This window comes from Streptococcus sp. D2, from assembly GCF_006385825.1.
Lineage (GTDB): Bacteria > Bacillota > Bacilli > Lactobacillales > Streptococcaceae > Streptococcus > Streptococcus shenyangsis.
This window is the reverse complement of the sequence record NZ_VFSI01000009.1, coordinates 42,113-58,367: the sequence shown is the minus strand read 5'-3', so window position 1 is coordinate 58,367 and position 16,255 is coordinate 42,113. Positions and strand designations below refer to the sequence as shown.

The window sequence follows — 16,255 nt, the reverse complement described above, 5'->3', positions numbered from 1 at the left end:
AGCAAACTAGGAAGCTAGCCGCAGGCTGTACTTGAGTACGGCAAGGCAACGCTGACGTGGTTTGAATTTGATTTTCGAAGAGTATTAGTTCAAGTGCCAGATATCTTCGTTATACTGAGCGATTGTACGGTCAGATGAGAAGAATCCTGCTTTAGAAATGTTAACGATGACTTTATCCAACCATGCGTCACGGTCTTCATAGTCAGCAAGCATTTGCTCTTTGACTTTGATGTAATCTTCTAAGTCAAGAAGAGTCATGAACCAGTCTTTGTTGATCAATTCATTGTAAAGACGTTCCAAGCGCTCTTTGTTTCCAGCTGCAAGAACTGCATCGCTAACGATGAAGTCAACCAATGGTTTGATAGCTTCACGAGCGTAGAATTCGCTTGATTTGTAAGCTGCTTTTGCGTAAAGGTCGATAACAGTTTCTGAATCTTCACCGAAGATGTAGATGTTTTCGTCTCCAACCAACTCAGCGATTTCAACGTTAGCACCGTCCATAGTACCAAGAGTCAAAGCTCCGTTCAACATGAATTTCATGTTACCAGTACCTGAAGCTTCTTTAGAAGCAAGTGAGATTTGTTCTGAGATATCACATGCTGGGATAAGGAAGCTTGCTGCAGTAACGTTGTAGTTTTCCACCATAACTACTTGCAAGTGTGGAGCTACTGCTGGATCGTTAGCAATAACTTCTGACATGCAAAGGATCAAGTGGATGATGTCTTGAGCGATTGTGTAGGCTGGAGCTGCTTTACCACCAAAGAAGATTGTGATTGGGCGAGCAGGGATGTTACCAGCTTTGATGTCAAGGTATTTGTGGATCACGTACAAAGCGTTCATTTGTTGGCGTTTGTACTCGTGAAGACGTTTGATTTGAATATCAAAGATAGAGTTTGGATTGATTTCCACACCTTGGTGTTCTTTCAAGTGACGAGCCAATTTACGTTTGTTGTGAGCCTTGATGCTTTCCAATTTTTCTTTGACAGCGACTTTGTCTTCATAAGACAAAAGTTTTTCAAGCTCATCTGCTTCATGGTGCCAACCTTCTCCAAGAATCTCATCCAAGTAGTGAGACAATCTTGGGTTAGCATGCATGAGCCAACGACGGAAAGTGATACCGTTTGTTTTGTTGTTGAATTTTTCTGGGTAAAGGTCGTAGAAGGCTTTCAACTCAGAATTTTTCAAGATTTCAGTGTGAAGTGCTGCAACCCCGTTAACGCTGTATCCGTAGTGGATATCCATGTGAGCCATGTGAACACGTCCGCTCTCATCGATAATTTGAACAGCTGGATCTTTGTATTCTGCTTTCACACGACGGTCCAATTCTTCGATGATTGGTACCAAGTGAGGAACCACTTCTTGCAAGAATTCAAGAGGCCATTTTTCAAGGGCTTCAGCAAGGATTGTGTGGTTAGTGTAGGCAGTCATGCTACGAACGATTGAGATTGCTTCGTCAAGTTCGATACCACGAGCAGTCAAAAGACGGATCAACTCAGGAATAACCATTGATGGGTGAGTATCGTTGATTTGTACAACTGCGTAGTCAGCAAGGTCATGCAAGTTGCTTCCTTTTTCGATTGCTTCTTCGATAATCAATTGCGCACCGTTTGAAACCATGAAGTATTGTTGGAAGATACGGAGCAATTCACCTTGACGGTCACTATCATCTGGGTAAAGGAAAAGAGTCAAGTTGCGAGCGATGTCTGTTTTATCAAAGTTGATACCATCTTTAATGATTGAAGAATCAACTGAATCCAAGTCAAACAAACGCAAGCGGTTCTTAGTTTCTGTCTTGTAACCAGGTACATCGATATCGTAAAGAGTTGATGTCAATGTGAAGTGAGCAAATGGCACTTGGTAGCTACGGCTTGAGCGAACCAACCAGTTTTGCTCTGTCAACCATGCGTTTGGAATTGTTTCTTGCTGGTTGTTTTTAAGAACTTGTTGGAAAAGACCGTAGTGGTAGTTAAGACCAACACCGTCACCGTTCAAACCAAGAGTCGCAATTGAGTCGATAAAGCAGGCAGCCAAACGTCCCAAACCACCATTACCAAGAGATGGTTCCAATTCAACTTCTTCAACTTCAATCAAGTCTTTACCTGCAGCTGCAAGTTCTTTTTTAACATCGTCGTAAAGACCAAGGTTGATCAAGTTGTTTGACAAAAGTTTACCAATCAAGAACTCAGCTGAGATGTAGTAAACTTTTTTCTTACCAGTGTTAACTGGTTTTTTGCTACTTGCAAGCTTGCTGTAGTTAAGAAGAGCAAGGTAAAGCTCTTCATTGCTACATTCTGCAATGGTTTTATTGTAACGATTTTGTACAAATTCTTGTAGTGATAACATGTTTAAGGTGTCTCCTGATATTGTATTATTTCTTTAAATCTACCAAATTTTCATTGATTCGGCGATAGATTGTTGTCAAGTCAAGCAAGCCTTCCTCGACAGCTGGTGTCAATTGATCTTCAGTCATACGCCAAGACCAGTTTCCACCAAGAGTAGATGGGAAGTTCATACGAGCTGTCTCATCTAATTCTAGCAAATCTTGCATAGTTGCAATTGCCATGAAGCTAACTGATGAAAAGACTGTACGAAGCATAGCATGTGGCACTGTTTCGTATTCTTTACGGTTAGTGTAGCGAGCCATGTATTCACGAGTCGCATCATCGATCTCGTTACGGTACCAACCAAGAACCGTATTGTTATCGTGTGTTCCTGTGTACATAACTGAGTTAGCAGGTGCCAAGTGTGGGCTATCGATGCTTTCGTCTTCTGGGTTGAAAGCAAATTGAAGAATCTTCATTCCTGGGAAGCCAGTACGTTCACGCAATTCGATAACTTCGTCTGTCATAAAACCAAGGTCTTCAGCGATGATGTTTAGCTCACCAAGTTCTTCCTTAACGGCTGCAAAAAGCTTGTAGCCAGGACCTTTGACCCATTCACCAGGTGCTGCTGTATCAGAACCAGCAGGGATTTCCCAGTAAGATTCGAACCCACGGAAGTGGTCGATACGAACGATATCGTAGATTTTGAAGCTTTCACGCAAGCGTTCAATCCACCATTTATAGCCGTCTTTGTCCATTGCTTCCCAGTCATAGATTGGGTTACCCCAAAGCTGACCAGTTGCAGAAAACTCATCTGGTGGGCATCCTGCGATGCAAGTCGCCTTACCGTTGACATCTGTCTTGAAGAGATGTGGATTTGCCCACATATCGCTTGAATCTTCCGCTACGTAGATTGGCATGTCCCCAACGATTTCGATGTGATTGTCGTTAGCGTAAGCTTTCAATTTCAACCATTGTTGGAAGAAGAAGTATTGAGTCACACGGTGGTAAACCAACTTGTCTGCCAATTGCTCACGGTAGCTTTCAAGTGCTGAAGCTTTACGAGCACGAACATCTGCATCTGGCCATTCAGTCCAAGCAAGATTGTCAAAATTTTCTTTAATAGCCATATACTCTGCAAAGAGTTCAAGCCATGAGTGGTTGTCTTGAGCAAATTTCTCAAAATCTTTAACATCTCCTACTTCCAAGAAACGTTTTACCGCTTTTTCTAAAAGAGGACGACGTGCATAGTAGATTTTCGCATAATCAACTTCAGACGCATCGCTACCAAAGTCAACCCCTTCAAGGTCACTTGCTTGCAACAAACCTTGTTCCACCAAGATATCTAAATCGATAAAATGAGTGTTCCCTGCGAAGGCTGAGAAAGATTGGTAAGGAGAGTCTCCATAACTAGTTGTTCCTAATGGAAGGATTTGCCAGTAACGTTGTTTTGTGCGAACCAAAAAATCAACGAAGTCGTAAGCACTTTTACCAAATGATCCGATTCCGTATGCTCCTGGAAGAGAAGAAATGTGCATCAACACACCACTTTGACGTTTTTTCATAATAAGCACCTCATGTGTTTATAGTTAGATATTACATTTTTACGAACGCAAACGTTTGCGCTATGATTAGTATATCTCATTTTCTTGATAAATGCAAGCGGTTTTAAATAACTTTTTTGATTATTTTTTAAAAATTTTTTCTTCTTACTCGTATATATATCCTTTCAGGAAACAAACAAAATAGGAATAAGGGTTTCACTTATCTTACTTAAGCAAAAATAAAGTGAGAATTCTCTCTACTTTCCATTTGTAAATTAGGCAATCGTTTTCTCAACTTTTTTAAATTTGAAACAAAACCGATTTTTAAGATTTTCTACTATTTATACGACGATTAAGCGTTTACCATTTTCTACAATTTTTTTATTTTTTTTATAAAAAACACTTGCAACCGCTTTCTGATTGTGTTATACTAGTCCCATAAAGGAAAACGTTTGCGTTTCCTCATTATAAAATTTGTTATTCTTTAGGAGGAATACACTATGTCATCTAAATTCATGAAGAGCGCTACTGTGCTTGGAACTGTTACACTTGCTAGCTTGCTTTTGGTAGCTTGTGGAAGCAAACCTGCTGAAAAAGCTGCTGATGCTGGTTCATCTGCAGGGAAAGAAATCACTCTTTACGTTGAAGACCAATACAAAGCTTTCGCTGAAACAGTTGCTAAAGCTTACGAAAAAGAGTCAGGAACAAAAGTTAACATCAAATCTGGTGACCAACTTGGTGGTCTTGACAAACTTTCTCTTGACAACCAATCAGGTCAAGCTGCTGACGTTATGATGGCACCATACGACCGTGTAGGTAGCCTTGGTACTGACGGACAACTTTCAGAAGTTAAATTGAGCGACGGCGCTAAAACAGATGATAAAACTAAATCTCTTGTAACAGCTGCTGACGGTAAAGTTTACGGTGCTCCTGCCGTTATCGAGTCACTTGTTATGTACTACAACAAAGACTTGGTAAAAGAAGCTCCAAAAACTTTTGCTGACTTAGAAAACCTTGCTAAAGATAGCAAATACGCATTCGCTGGAGAAGATGGAAAAACTTCTGCTTTCCTAGCTGACTGGACAAACTTCTACTTTGCATACGGACTTCTTGCTGGTAACGGTGCTTACGTATTCGGACAAAACGGTAAAGACGCTAAAGACATCGGTCTTGCAAACGACGGTTCTATCGCAGGTATCAACTATGCTAAATCTTGGTACGAAAAATGGCCTAAAGGTATGCAAGATGGTACAGCTGCTGGAAACTTAATCCAAACTCAATTCCAAGAAGGTAAAACAGCTGCTATTATCGATGGACCTTGGAAAGCTCAAGCCTTCAAAGATGCTAAAGTAAACTACGGTGTTGCAACTATCCCAACTCTTCCAAACGGAAAAGACTACGCAGCATTCGGTGGTGGTAAAGCTTGGATCATCCCATCAAGCACTAAGAACCTTGAAGGAGCACAAAAATTTGTAGACTTCCTTGTTTCAACTGAACAACAAAAAGCCTTCTACGATAAAACTAACGAAATCCCAGCTAACACTGAAGCTCGTTCATACGCTGAAGGTAAAAACGATGAGTTGACAACAGCTGTTATCAAACAGTTCAAGAACGCTCAACCAATGCCAAACATCTCTCAAATGTCTGCAGTTTGGGAACCAGCTGCTAACATGCTCTTTGACTCTGTAAGCGGTAAGAAAGACGCTAAAACAGCTGCTAACGATGCTGTAACATTGATTAAAGAAACAATCAAACAAAAATTTGGTGAATAAAAAATTTGTTCAAGGGGGGTGGAATTCAAATCCCCCTTTGAATTTATCAATAGAAAAACATATATAGTTTAGGTTTTGATTAGAAACCAGTATCCTATGAAAGGAGTTATTATGGAAAAGCAACAACCTAGTAAAGCAGCCCTGCTGTCTATCATTCCTGGGTTAGGACAGATTTACAATAAACAAAAAGCCAAAGGTTTTATCTTCCTTGGTGTAACCATCGTATTTGTCCTTTATTTCCTAGCACTTGCAGCCCCTGAATTAAGCAATCTCATCACTCTTGGTGACAAGCCAGGTCGTGACAATTCACTCTTTATGCTGATTCGTGGTGCCTTCCATTTAATCTTTGTAGTCGTTTATGTGCTCTTTTATTTCTCAAATATTAAAGATGCACATACAATCGCAAAACGTATTAACAATGGAATTCCAGTACCACTTACGCTAAAAGATATGATCAAAGGAATCTATGAAAATGGCTTCCCTTACCTCTTGATCATTCCATCTTATGTTGCCATGACTTTTGCGATTATCTTCCCAGTTATCGTAACCTTGATGATTGCCTTTACCAACTACGACTTCCAGCACTTGCCACCAAACAAATTGTTGGACTGGGTTGGTTTGACCAACTTTACGAATATCTGGAGCTTGAGTACCTTCCGTTCTGCCTTTGGTGCCGTTCTTTCTTGGACCATCATCTGGGCTTTGGCTGCCTCAACTTTACAGATCGTCATCGGTATCTTCACAGCTATCATTGCTAACCAACCATTTATCAAAGGAAAACGTATCTTTGGTGTTATTTTCCTTCTTCCTTGGGCTGTCCCAGCCTTCATCACTATCTTGACATTCTCAAACATGTTTAACGATAGTGTCGGAGCTATCAACACTCAAGTATTGCCAATCCTGGCTAAATTCCTTCCTTTCCTTGATGGGGCTCTTATTCCTTGGAAAACAGACCCAACTTGGACTAAGATTGCCTTGATTATGATGCAAGGTTGGCTTGGATTCCCATACATCTACGTTTTGACTTTGGGTATCTTGCAATCTATTCCTAACGACCTTTACGAAGCGGCTTATATTGATGGTGCCAATGCTTGGCAAAAATTCCGCAACATCACTTTCCCAATGATCTTGGCTGTTGCGGCACCTACTTTGATTAGCCAATACACCTTCAACTTTAACAACTTCTCTATCATGTACCTCTTTAATGCTGGAGGACCTGGTAGTGTCGGTGGTGGAGCTGGTTCAACCGATATCTTGATCTCATGGATCTACCGTCTGACAACAGGTACATCTCCTCAATACTCTATGGCGGCAGCTGTTACCTTGATTATCTCTATCATTGTCATCTCAATCTCTATGATCGCATTCAAGAAACTACACGCATTTGATATGGAGGACGTCTAAGATGAATAACTCAATCAAACTCAAACGTAGACTGACTCAAACCCTTACTTACCTCTACTTGATTGGCCTTTCAATCGTGATTATCTATCCACTGTTGATTACTATCATGTCAGCCTTCAAGACTGGTAACGTAGTAGCCTTTAAACTAGACAGCAACGTTGACTTTAGTTTTGCTAACTTCCAAGGGCTCTTCTCTGAAACCTTGTACGGTACTTGGTACCTCAACACTTTGATTATCGCCTTAATTACTATGGCTGTTCAAACAAGTATCATCGTACTTGCTGGTTATGCCTATAGCCGTTACAACTTCTTGGCTCGTAAACAAAGTTTGGTCTTCTTCTTGATTATCCAAATGGTGCCAACCATGGCCGCTTTGACAGCCTTCTTCGTTATGGCACTTATGTTGAACGCCCTTAACCACAGCTGGTTCCTCATCTTCCTTTATGTTGGTGGTGGTATCCCGATGAATGCTTGGCTCATGAAAGGTTACTTCGATACAGTGCCAATGTCTCTAGATGAATCCGCAAAACTAGACGGTGCAGGACACTTCCGCCGCTTCTGGCAAATTGTTCTCCCACTTGTTCGCCCAATGATTGCTGTGCAAGCTCTCTGGGCCTTCATGGGACCTTTCGGAGACTATATCCTCTCTAGTTTCTTGCTTCGTGAGAAAGAATACTTTACTGTTGCCGTTGGTCTCCAAACCTTCGTTAACAATGTGAAAAACATGAAGATTGCCTACTTCTCAGCAGGTGCTATCCTCATCGCCCTTCCAATCTGTATTCTCTTCTTCTTCCTACAAAAGAACTTTGTTTCAGGACTTACAAGTGGTGGCGACAAGGGATAATCTATCCCCGCCACCCTTTTCTTATTGTTACAAAATATATACTAACAACAAGCAATTTACCCCCTAGACTTGAAATAAAGCACATTTCTCTATATAATAATACTCATATAGAAAACACCTTTTAGAAAGATACAAATGCTTCCATATCCATTTTCATATTTTTCAAGTATTTGGGGATTTCGTAAGCCCCTGTCCAAACGTTTCGGACTCAACTGGTTTCAACTGCTCTTTACCAGTATCTTCCTTATCAGCTTGTCTATGGTACCCATTGCTATTCAAAACAGCTCCCAGGATACTTATCCGCTAGAAACCTTTATCGATAATGTCTATGAACCTCTGACGGATAAGGTTGTCCAGGATTTCTCTGAGCATGCTAGAATTGTTGATGGTAAGTTAACTTATACAGGAACAGCTAGTCAAGCGCCTTCTATTGTAATCGGTCCAAGCCCAAGCAAGGAATTACCTAAGGACTTGCAACTGCATTTCGATACAAAAGAACTGGTCATCAGCAAGGAAAGTAAAGAGCTGACACGCATCTCTTACCGAGCGATTGAGACTGAGAGTTTCAAAAGTAAAGATAGCTTGACCCAAGCAATTTCTAAAGACTGGTACCAGCAGAATCGTGTCTATATCAGTCTCTTCCTAGTTCTCGGTGCAAGCTTCCTATTTGGTTTGAATTTCTTTATCGTCTCTCTAGGAGCGAGTCTTCTCCTTTATATCACTAAGAAATCACGCCTCTTTTCATTTAGGACCTTTAAAGAGTGCTACCATTTTATCTTGAACTGTTTAGGATTACCAACTCTGATTACGCTTATTTTGGGACTCTTTGGCCAAAATATGACAACTCTCATTACTGTACAAAACATTCTTTTTGTTCTGTATCTGGTCACTATCTTTTATAAAACGCATTTCCGTGATCCAGATTACCATAAATAGGAGATTTTTATGCCCGTTACGATTAAAGACGTGGCCAAGGCTGCTGGTGTTTCGCCTTCACCCGTAACCCGTGTTATTCAAAACAAATCAACCATTAGCGACGAAACAAAAAAACGCGTTCGCAAGGCTATGAAGGAGCTCAATTACCACCCTAACCTTAATGCTCGTAGTTTGGTAAGCAGTTATACCCAAGTTATCGGCTTGGTCCTTCCTGACGACTCAGATGCCTTCTACCAGAATCCTTTCTTTCCATCAGTCCTACGTGGCATCTCTCAAGTCGCATCTGAAAACCACTATGCCATTCAGATAGCAACAGGTAAAGATGAAAAAGAACGCCTTAAAGCTATTTCACAAATGGTTTACGGTAAACGTGTGGATGGTTTGATTTTCCTTTATGCTGAAGAGGAAGATCCCTTGGTCAAATTGGTGGCTGAAGAGCAGTTCCCCTTCCTCATTCTAGGAAAATCTATTTCACCCTTTATCCCTCTTGTCGATAATGACAATGCCCAAGCTGGTTTTGATGCAACCGAATATTTCATCAAAAAAGGATGCAAACGAATTGCCTTTATCGGAGGTTCTAAGAAACTCTTCGTTACACAAGACCGTTTAACAGGCTATGAGTCAGCACTCAAGCAATACCAACTGCCTCTTGATGACAATCTGACCTACTTTGCAAATGAATTTCTAGAGGAAAAAGGATATCAATTTAGTCAGCTTCTCTTTCAGCATGACCCACAAATCGATGCTATCATCACAACCGATAGTCTCCTAGCCGAAGGGGTCTGTGACTATATTGCTAAGTACCAACTGGATGTCCCTGTTCTCAGCTTTGACTCGGTCAATCCCAAGCTCAACTTGGCGGCCTATGTTGATATCAATAGCCTAGAACTTGGTCGTGTTTCCCTTGAAACTATCCTCCAAATTATCAACGATGCTAAAAGCAATAAGCAAATTTGTTACCGTCAGTTGATTGCCCACAAAATTATTGAAAAATAAAAACCAGCTCGAGCTGGTTTTTTTGGTCATTAATTATCTGTTTCAACGAACCGTCCCAAAATATGAACATTCTCCGATACAGAGACAAAGGCGCCTGGATCCACCTGTTTCATAATCTGTTTAAATTCATTAAACTCTGCACGTGTAATGACAGTAATTAAAACTGCCTTTCTCTCGTGATTATAGGTTCCTTCTGCATCGTGGATCATGGTGGCTCCGCGGTGCAATTTTTTATGGATTTTTTCAATTACCTTCTCTGGATGATTGGTCACAATCATAGCCTGCATCCGTTTTTGCTTGGTAAAGACAGCGTCTGTCACACGGCTAGAGACAAAGATGGTAATCATAGAGTAGAGAGCGTATTTCCAACCAAAGGTCAAACCAGCTATCAGCATGATAGTCCCATTTACCAAGAAAGAAATACTACCAACATTCTTACCCGTTTTCTTGCGAATGGTCAGGCTGACGATATCCGTCCCACCACTGGAGATATTGTTGCGAAGAGCAAAACCAATCCCCAAGCCCATGACAACACCCCCAAAAAGGGCATTGATAATGGGATCCTCCGTCAAGGTCGCCACAGGGACAAACTGGATAAAGAAGGAACTCATGGACACCGTGATAAAGGTAAAGATGGTGAACTTATGGCCAATCTGATACCAAGCTAAGACCATCAAAGGGAAATTAATAGCGTAGAAAGCCAATGAAATCGGAATATGAAAACCAAACCAGTGATTACTCAAATCAGAGATAATCTGTGCCAGACCTGTCGCACCACTCGAATACACATGTCCTGGTTGGAAAAAGAAATTGACCGCCACTGCTGATAAAAAACCATAGACCAGAGAGGCCGAAATTTTCTCATCATATTTTTCGCGAGAGATGCTTTGTAAGACACGTAAAATTTTTATCTGATGAGCAAAGCGGCGCAGATAATAGCGCCACCGCTTAATTCGTTTTGCTTGTTTCATCTTCTTCTACTTGTAAGCTGAGTTCCTCTAGTTGTTTGAGAGCTACTGTTGAAGGAGCTTGTGTCATTGGGTCACTTGCCTTATTGTTTTTAGGGAAAGCAATGACTTCACGAATATTTTCTTCTCCTGCAAGCAACATGACAAAGCGGTCAAGCCCGATAGCCAAGCCACCGTGTGGTGGGAAACCATAGTCCATGGCTTCAAGAAGGAAGCCAAACTGGTCATTTGCTTCTTCGGCTGAGAAACCAAGAGCCTTGAACATGCGTTCTTGAAGGTCTTTTTGGTTTATACGAAGGCTACCACCACCAAGCTCATAACCGTTCAAGACGATATCGTAAGCAATGGCACGAACCTTAGCCAAATCACCTTCTAATTCGTGAGCAGTTTCTTCCTGTGGAAGCGTGAATGGATGGTGGGCACTCATGTAGCGACCTTCTTCTTCAGACCATTCAAACATTGGCCAGTCAACCACCCAAAGGAAGTTGAATTTATCGCTATCAATCAAACCAAGCTCTTTGGCAATACGTCCACGAAGGGCACCGAGAGTTGCATTGGCTACCTCAAGCGTATCTGCCACAAAGAGAACCAAGTCCTTATCCTCAAGCGCAAGTGCTGCTGTCAATTCTGCTTGGATACTAGTCAAGAACTTAGCAACTGGTCCGTTTAATTCTCCATCAACAACCTTGACCCAAGCAAGACCTTTGGCACCGTACTGTTTGGCTACTTCAGTCATCTTGTCGATGTCTTTACGTGAGTAGTTGTCCGCAGCTCCTTTGACCACAATGGCTTTTACAGCAGGTGCTTCTGAAAAGACTTTAAAGTCTACACCTTTGACCACTGCTGTCAAGTCCTGAAGCAACATGTCAAAACGAGTATCTGGCTTGTCAGAACCGTAAAGAGCCATAGCGTCATCATACTTCATACGAGGGAATGGAAGCGTCACTTCGATACCTTTGGTTTCCTTCATCACGCGCGCAATCAAGCCTTCTGTGATATCTTGGATTTCTTGCTCAGTAAGGAAAGACGTTTCCAAGTCGACCTGAGTAAATTCAGGCTGGCGGTCTCCACGCAAGTCCTCGTCACGGAAACATTTGACGATTTGGTAGTAGCGGTCAAAACCAGCATTCATCAACAATTGCTTAGTAATTTGTGGACTTTGAGGAAGAGCATAAAAATGCCCTTTATTAACACGAGACGGTACCAAATAGTCACGCGCCCCTTCAGGTGTTGACTTAGAAAGGAATGGTGTCTCCACGTCGATAAACTCCAACTCATCCAAGTAATTACGGATAGAGTGGGTCACCTTAGCACGAAGTTTAAGATTTTCCAACATTTCTGGACGGCGAAGGTCAAGGTAACGGTAACGCAAACGCGTATCGTCATTGGCCTCAATCCCATCCTTAATCTCAAATGGTGTTGTTTTAGCTATATTAAGCACTGTCAGAGCTGTCACGTTTAACTCAACTACACCAGTTGGCAACTTATCATTGGCTTGTTCACGCGCAGCGACCTGGCCAGTCACCTCGATAACAAATTCACTACGAAGGCTTTCAGCTGTTGCCATAACCTCTGCAGATACTTTTTCAGGGTTGATAACCAACTGCATGATTCCTTCACGGTCACGAAGATCGATAAAGATCAAACCACCAAGGTCACGACGACGGCCTACCCATCCTTTCAAGGTTATTTCTTGTCCGATGTGTTCCTCACGAACACGACCAGCATACATACTACGTTTCATTGTTTCTCTCCTCTTTTATTCTGTTACTATTTTACCATAAAAGCACAAGCTCTTCATGAAAATCATCAGAAAAGTTTGTCAGTCTTTAAAAATCCAGTGACGACCCTAAAAATTAGCGTCCATACAAAAATCCGATGAACTTCATCGGACTCTTTTATTTTGAATTTTTGCCTGCTTTACGCTTTTCAGCGATTTCAGCTGCCTTTCGAGGCAAGACAATTTCCGTTATGTAAGCCGTCCCAAAACGCAAGACACCTGCAATAGGGGCAAAGACAACTGCTAGATAGTTGTAGAAGAAATCGCCCTTAAAGGCATAAGCTAGCGCTCCAATGATGAAAAATAGAACGACTGCTTGAATCACTGCTAATAAAATTACTCGTTTCATGTGACCTCCTGACTCTATTATAACATGAGTATCATCAAAAAGCCGATTAAATTATTCAAAGCGTGGAGAGAAATACTGTAGACCAGACCTTTTCTGCTAATATAAGCCAAGCCCAAGCTAAAACCAAGACTAGCATAAACTAAAAACTGTTGCAAAGTTCCTGGAGAATGAATCAAAGCAAACAGAACACTCGATACCAGAAGGAAAAGCAGAGTTTGTTTGCTATTGTCCTGCTTAGGAAAGAGATAGCGTGCTAACATCCCTCTAAAGATGAGTTCTTCCGTCAAAGGAGCAAAAATATTAATAGCAAAGAAGGAGAAGAGTGGTTGAGACAAGGTCAAGTCTGTCGCTATTTGCTGATTTACTGAAGGATCATTTGGTAGGAAAAATTGAACGACAAGAGATAAGAACCAAACCAAGGCAGGGAGCCAAATAAATCGGTTAAACCCACTCTTCTCAATATGGACAGGAGCTTTCTGGTACCATTTATAAATGACGTACACATATACTCCAGCCAAGGCCACATAGAGTAAGGTAGTAGCATAGGGTGAAGCGCCTAGATTCAAAGCTTCTACAGCCCCACTCTGAACGGTACCATAGATAAACACAAAGGATAGAATGGCTAGAAGAAACCAGCCAAGGTTTTTAAGTAGTTTCATAAAGTTCTCCTATCTTGCTTTATAGCTGTTTTTCAATACAAAGAGGTTTGCTATTCCTAACACAAGTACCCAGGCAAGTAACATACCGATGTTAGAAAAAGATATTTCCCCACCTTTTTTATTTAAAAGATTTACAATAGGACCGATGAACGAGTAATCCAACACTTTTTGAACCGTATCATTTTGAAGAGCAATCATAGGTAAAAAAGAGACAATTAACATAGGGAAGATACTATAAACTTGCGCTTTAGATTGAGTATCTGACACCGCACCGATTAGAAGGTTGAGAAAAATAACACTAATAGTTGCTAAGACCAAATAGATAACATAGGCAAATAGGTAACCTGATACATCTACTTTAAGATAGATTGGTAGTAAAATCATTCCAAGCAACATAATCAACATAGGAAGAACGAGCATACTAATAGTATATTCTGTTGCTGTCACACCACTTAGGATGAGTGATTTAAGATTGCGCTTTTCCTTATCTTCTGCCATCATAATCGATACCATATAACCACTTCCCATGCTCAAGACCATCGTCAAGCTAGCAGATAGTAAAAATAGGCTCAATTGTCCATCCTTATTTGAAAATTCATTATATAGAATAGCAGTACCAAAAGGCATCAATAGACTCGCCAATAAAGTTGAATTGCTGATAAGAACTTGTAATCTTAACCATAGTAGGGCATTTAATTTTCTAAACATCTAACTTTTCTCCTGTCAATCTGATAAAGATTTCTTCTAAAGTCGGCTCACAAGAGTGAACCACCATCAAATCTGTCGTGTCTAAATGTGGCAATTCTTCAAATGGAACTATCTGTTCTCGTCCATCATTATAAACCACACGTACTTTCTTATCCACATGGTACTTCTGGATGATATCTTGCGGACTTCCATACTCTATTAAGTTTCCCTTATTCAAAAGAGATAAGCGATCACAAAGCAGAGTTGCTTCATTCATATCGTGCGTGGTCAGAAAGATAGTTGTCCCCGCCTGCTTTAATTCTTGAAGTAGGGTATGAATCATCTTGGATGTTGTAGGGTCTAAGCCACTGGTTGGCTCATCTAGAAAGAGAATCTTAGGAGCATTCAGAAGGGCACGAGCCAAGAACATTCGTTGTTTCATTCCTGTAGATAGTTTTTCTGCGATAATATCTTTAGCATCTGCCAATCCAACCTGTTGGAGCACCTGATTTACTCTATCTGACTTGAGACCATATAACTTAGCGTAAATGAGCAGATTTTTGTAAAGACTCATCTTTTCATAAAAGCCACTGCCATCACTAACAATACCAATTTGTTCCAAATCATTTGAGGTTAAATCTTGAGAGTTCTTGCCTAACAAAACTGTTTTACCTTGATCTGCAGCCAACTGACCTGTCAAGACATTGATCATGGTTGTTTTACCTGAGCCAGAAGGGCCAAGAAAACCAAAGATTTCACCTTCCTTAATCTCAAAAGAAATCTGATGAAGAGCTTTTTTGCTCCCAAAACTTTTGCTTACATTTTCAACACGAATCATAGAAACTCCTTTATTTGAAATAGCGTTTTACCATAGGTAACTGCATCACATTGATATAAATATGGATAGCTCCAACAAGCAAGAAGGCTAGTAACTGAATCTCTCCTGTCAAGAAAGAAATGATAATAAGAAAAACATATAAGGCTGGTAAGACATATTGGTTTAATTGGAATAAAATTCGAAAACTCTGTTCCAAATTAGCCTGGCGCTCCCCTTCATCATAGGAATTTATATAGTCCAAGACATCCTTTGGTGTAGAGAAAAGAGCCAAATCAAACTGACGCACAATCGCAATTGTTTTAAAAAGAGATTTTTGAGCGATTAAGGATAGCACAAAGACTAAGAAAGAGAGGGAAAATGTTTGGTGGTCTGTATGCAATATAACCACTTCATTTAATGAGAGAAAAATAGACAATGAAATTGCTACGCTTGCAATATTAAAAGCAATGGTTCCAAACTCGAGATTCCGATACATCTGCACATAATAGGTTTCATTCAGATCATCATCCATTTCCTCTCGATACAAGGAATGAAATTTTCTGCTTTTCTTTAGGAAATTGAAAGTCAAAAAAAGAATAATGACGGCTAGTAGTAAACTGATAGCTGATAGCCATGGTATCAAGGGTTTTACATCTAACATAATTCCATTGGATTCGGCATCTGCCTTAAACATCCCTACAAACATGCCCAAGAAACCTCCCAAGACAATAGACATCAAAAATAACAATCCACCTTTCTTTTTCTTTTTCATATTCATTCTCCTTTTTCACTTGCTAAATTGTTTACTTTCTTTTCAATCCAGTCAACGACTGGGATAAGAGCAAAGTAGGCCCAAATAAATTGGTCGCTTTGATAGGGATTAAACCAGCCTAAGTCTATCCCAATCAGTAGAAATACGCTGACTAATAGAGCTATGGCAACTACATAATAGATTACTTTGTACTTTTTCATCACTCATCCTCCTCTAAGCGAAATACCGATTCGACTGTTTCGTTGAAAATCTGAGATATTTTCAGGGCAATCACAACGGACGGGGTGTATTCGTCCCGTTCTAGTAGGCTAACGGTCTGTCTGGAAACCCCTGCCAGCTTGGCTAGGTCGGTTTGATTGAGACTATCGCGAGCCCGAAGCTCTTTTAGACGATTTTTTAGTTGCAT

General features: G+C 40.7%; 16 protein-coding genes. 5 read left to right on the top strand and 11 right to left on the bottom strand.

The window, feature by feature from the left end; all coding sequences use genetic code 11:
• Positions 1–84 precede the first annotated feature (84 nt).
• Together glgP and malQ are read right to left on the bottom strand one after the other, a co-directional pair.
• Complete coding sequence (gene glgP, locus FJR73_RS06745) at positions 85–2,343, bottom strand: glycogen/starch/alpha-glucan family phosphorylase (RefSeq protein ID WP_140834051.1); 2,259 nt, start codon at positions 2,341–2,343, stop codon at positions 85–87.
• Positions 2,344–2,368: 25 nt separating this feature from the next.
• A complete protein-coding gene (malQ, locus tag FJR73_RS06740; protein WP_140834050.1) occupies positions 2,369–3,886 on the bottom strand; it encodes a 4-alpha-glucanotransferase in 1,518 nt (505 codons plus the stop codon).
• A gap of 479 nt (positions 3,887–4,365) precedes the next feature.
• On the opposite strand from malQ, the gene FJR73_RS06735 reads away from it, so the two are divergent.
• The 5 genes from FJR73_RS06735 to FJR73_RS06715 all read left to right on the top strand — a co-directional run bounded on the left by FJR73_RS06735 (position 4,366) and on the right by FJR73_RS06715 (position 9,817).
• Positions 4,366–5,637, top strand: a complete 1,272-nt coding sequence (locus FJR73_RS06735; RefSeq protein WP_140834049.1) for an extracellular solute-binding protein — start codon at positions 4,366–4,368, stop codon at positions 5,635–5,637.
• Between the two features lie 111 nt (positions 5,638–5,748).
• Positions 5,749–7,041, top strand: coding sequence for a carbohydrate ABC transporter permease (locus FJR73_RS06730; protein WP_000414958.1), 1,293 nt, complete (start codon positions 5,749–5,751; stop codon positions 7,039–7,041).
• 1 nt (position 7,042) lies between these two features.
• Entirely contained in the window at positions 7,043–7,885 is an 843-nt protein-coding gene (locus tag FJR73_RS06725) for a sugar ABC transporter permease (protein WP_042900152.1), read from the top strand.
• A gap of 135 nt (positions 7,886–8,020) precedes the next feature.
• Entirely contained in the window at positions 8,021–8,821 is an 801-nt protein-coding gene (locus FJR73_RS06720) for a DUF1189 domain-containing protein (RefSeq protein WP_140834048.1), read from the top strand.
• 9 nt (positions 8,822–8,830) lie between these two features.
• Positions 8,831–9,817 (top strand): LacI family DNA-binding transcriptional regulator, encoded by a 987-nt coding sequence (locus FJR73_RS06715; protein WP_140834047.1) that lies wholly within the window; start codon positions 8,831–8,833, stop codon positions 9,815–9,817.
• 29 nt (positions 9,818–9,846) lie between these two features.
• On the opposite strand, the gene FJR73_RS06710 is transcribed toward FJR73_RS06715, so the two are convergent.
• The 9 genes from FJR73_RS06710 to FJR73_RS06670 form a co-directional block, all read right to left on the bottom strand.
• Complete coding sequence (locus FJR73_RS06710) at positions 9,847–10,788, bottom strand: YitT family protein (protein ID WP_140834046.1); 942 nt, start codon at positions 10,786–10,788, stop codon at positions 9,847–9,849.
• Entirely contained in the window at positions 10,766–12,529 is a 1,764-nt protein-coding gene (gene aspS / locus FJR73_RS06705) for an aspartate--tRNA ligase (RefSeq protein WP_140834044.1), read from the bottom strand. The genes FJR73_RS06710 and aspS overlap by 23 nt, the downstream gene beginning before the upstream one ends.
• A 154-nt stretch (positions 12,530–12,683) precedes the next feature.
• The gene (locus FJR73_RS06700; RefSeq protein ID WP_000832180.1) at positions 12,684–12,914 is read right to left on the bottom strand and encodes a hypothetical protein; all 231 of its coding nucleotides are present in this window, start codon (positions 12,912–12,914) and stop codon (positions 12,684–12,686) included.
• A 17-nt stretch (positions 12,915–12,931) separates the two neighbouring features.
• Positions 12,932–13,573, bottom strand: a complete 642-nt coding sequence (locus tag FJR73_RS06695; protein WP_140834043.1) for a CPBP family intramembrane glutamic endopeptidase — start codon at positions 13,571–13,573, stop codon at positions 12,932–12,934.
• Positions 13,574–13,582: 9 nt separating this feature from the next.
• A complete protein-coding gene (locus FJR73_RS06690) occupies positions 13,583–14,281 on the bottom strand; it encodes an ABC transporter permease (RefSeq protein WP_140834042.1) in 699 nt (232 codons plus the stop codon).
• Positions 14,274–15,098, bottom strand: coding sequence for an ABC transporter ATP-binding protein (locus FJR73_RS06685; RefSeq protein ID WP_000621677.1), 825 nt, complete (start codon positions 15,096–15,098; stop codon positions 14,274–14,276). Before FJR73_RS06685 ends, FJR73_RS06690 begins: the two co-directional genes overlap by 8 nt.
• A 10-nt stretch (positions 15,099–15,108) precedes the next feature.
• Positions 15,109–15,855 (bottom strand): DUF3169 family protein, encoded by a 747-nt coding sequence (locus tag FJR73_RS06680; protein WP_140834040.1) that lies wholly within the window; start codon positions 15,853–15,855, stop codon positions 15,109–15,111.
• Complete coding sequence (locus tag FJR73_RS06675; protein WP_140834038.1) at positions 15,852–16,049, bottom strand: hypothetical protein; 198 nt, start codon at positions 16,047–16,049, stop codon at positions 15,852–15,854. The genes FJR73_RS06680 and FJR73_RS06675 overlap by 4 nt, the downstream gene beginning before the upstream one ends.
• A complete protein-coding gene (locus tag FJR73_RS06670) occupies positions 16,049–16,255 on the bottom strand; it encodes a helix-turn-helix transcriptional regulator (protein WP_140834037.1) in 207 nt (68 codons plus the stop codon). Before FJR73_RS06670 ends, FJR73_RS06675 begins: the two co-directional genes overlap by 1 nt.

Bases quoted from the DNA above. Each gene is read 5' to 3' on its own strand.
- glgP (WP_140834051.1), bottom strand. From the start codon at position 2,343: ATGTTATCACTACAAGAATTTGTACAAAATCGTTACAATAAAACCATT.
- FJR73_RS06675 (WP_140834038.1), bottom strand. From the start codon at position 16,049: ATGAAAAAGTACAAAGTAATCTATTATGTAGTTGCCATAGCTCTATTA.
- FJR73_RS06685 (WP_000621677.1), bottom strand. From the start codon at position 15,098: ATGATTCGTGTTGAAAATGTAAGCAAAAGTTTTGGGAGCAAAAAAGCT.
- malQ (WP_140834050.1), bottom strand. From the start codon at position 3,886: ATGAAAAAACGTCAAAGTGGTGTGTTGATGCACATTTCTTCTCTTCCA.
- FJR73_RS06670 (WP_140834037.1), bottom strand. From the start codon at position 16,255: ATGCAACTAAAAAATCGTCTAAAAGAGCTTCGGGCTCGCGATAGTCTC.
- FJR73_RS06715 (WP_140834047.1), top strand. From the start codon at position 8,831: ATGCCCGTTACGATTAAAGACGTGGCCAAGGCTGCTGGTGTTTCGCCT.
- FJR73_RS06695 (WP_140834043.1), bottom strand. From the start codon at position 13,573: ATGAAACTACTTAAAAACCTTGGCTGGTTTCTTCTAGCCATTCTATCC.
- FJR73_RS06735 (WP_140834049.1), top strand. From the start codon at position 4,366: ATGTCATCTAAATTCATGAAGAGCGCTACTGTGCTTGGAACTGTTACA.
- FJR73_RS06700 (WP_000832180.1), bottom strand. From the start codon at position 12,914: ATGAAACGAGTAATTTTATTAGCAGTGATTCAAGCAGTCGTTCTATTT.
- FJR73_RS06730 (WP_000414958.1), top strand. From the start codon at position 5,749: ATGGAAAAGCAACAACCTAGTAAAGCAGCCCTGCTGTCTATCATTCCT.
- FJR73_RS06690 (WP_140834042.1), bottom strand. From the start codon at position 14,281: ATGTTTAGAAAATTAAATGCCCTACTATGGTTAAGATTACAAGTTCTT.
- FJR73_RS06680 (WP_140834040.1), bottom strand. From the start codon at position 15,855: ATGAATATGAAAAAGAAAAAGAAAGGTGGATTGTTATTTTTGATGTCT.
- FJR73_RS06710 (WP_140834046.1), bottom strand. From the start codon at position 10,788: ATGAAACAAGCAAAACGAATTAAGCGGTGGCGCTATTATCTGCGCCGC.
- FJR73_RS06720 (WP_140834048.1), top strand. From the start codon at position 8,021: ATGCTTCCATATCCATTTTCATATTTTTCAAGTATTTGGGGATTTCGT.
- aspS (WP_140834044.1), bottom strand. From the start codon at position 12,529: ATGAAACGTAGTATGTATGCTGGTCGTGTTCGTGAGGAACACATCGGA.
- FJR73_RS06725 (WP_042900152.1), top strand. From the start codon at position 7,043: ATGAATAACTCAATCAAACTCAAACGTAGACTGACTCAAACCCTTACT.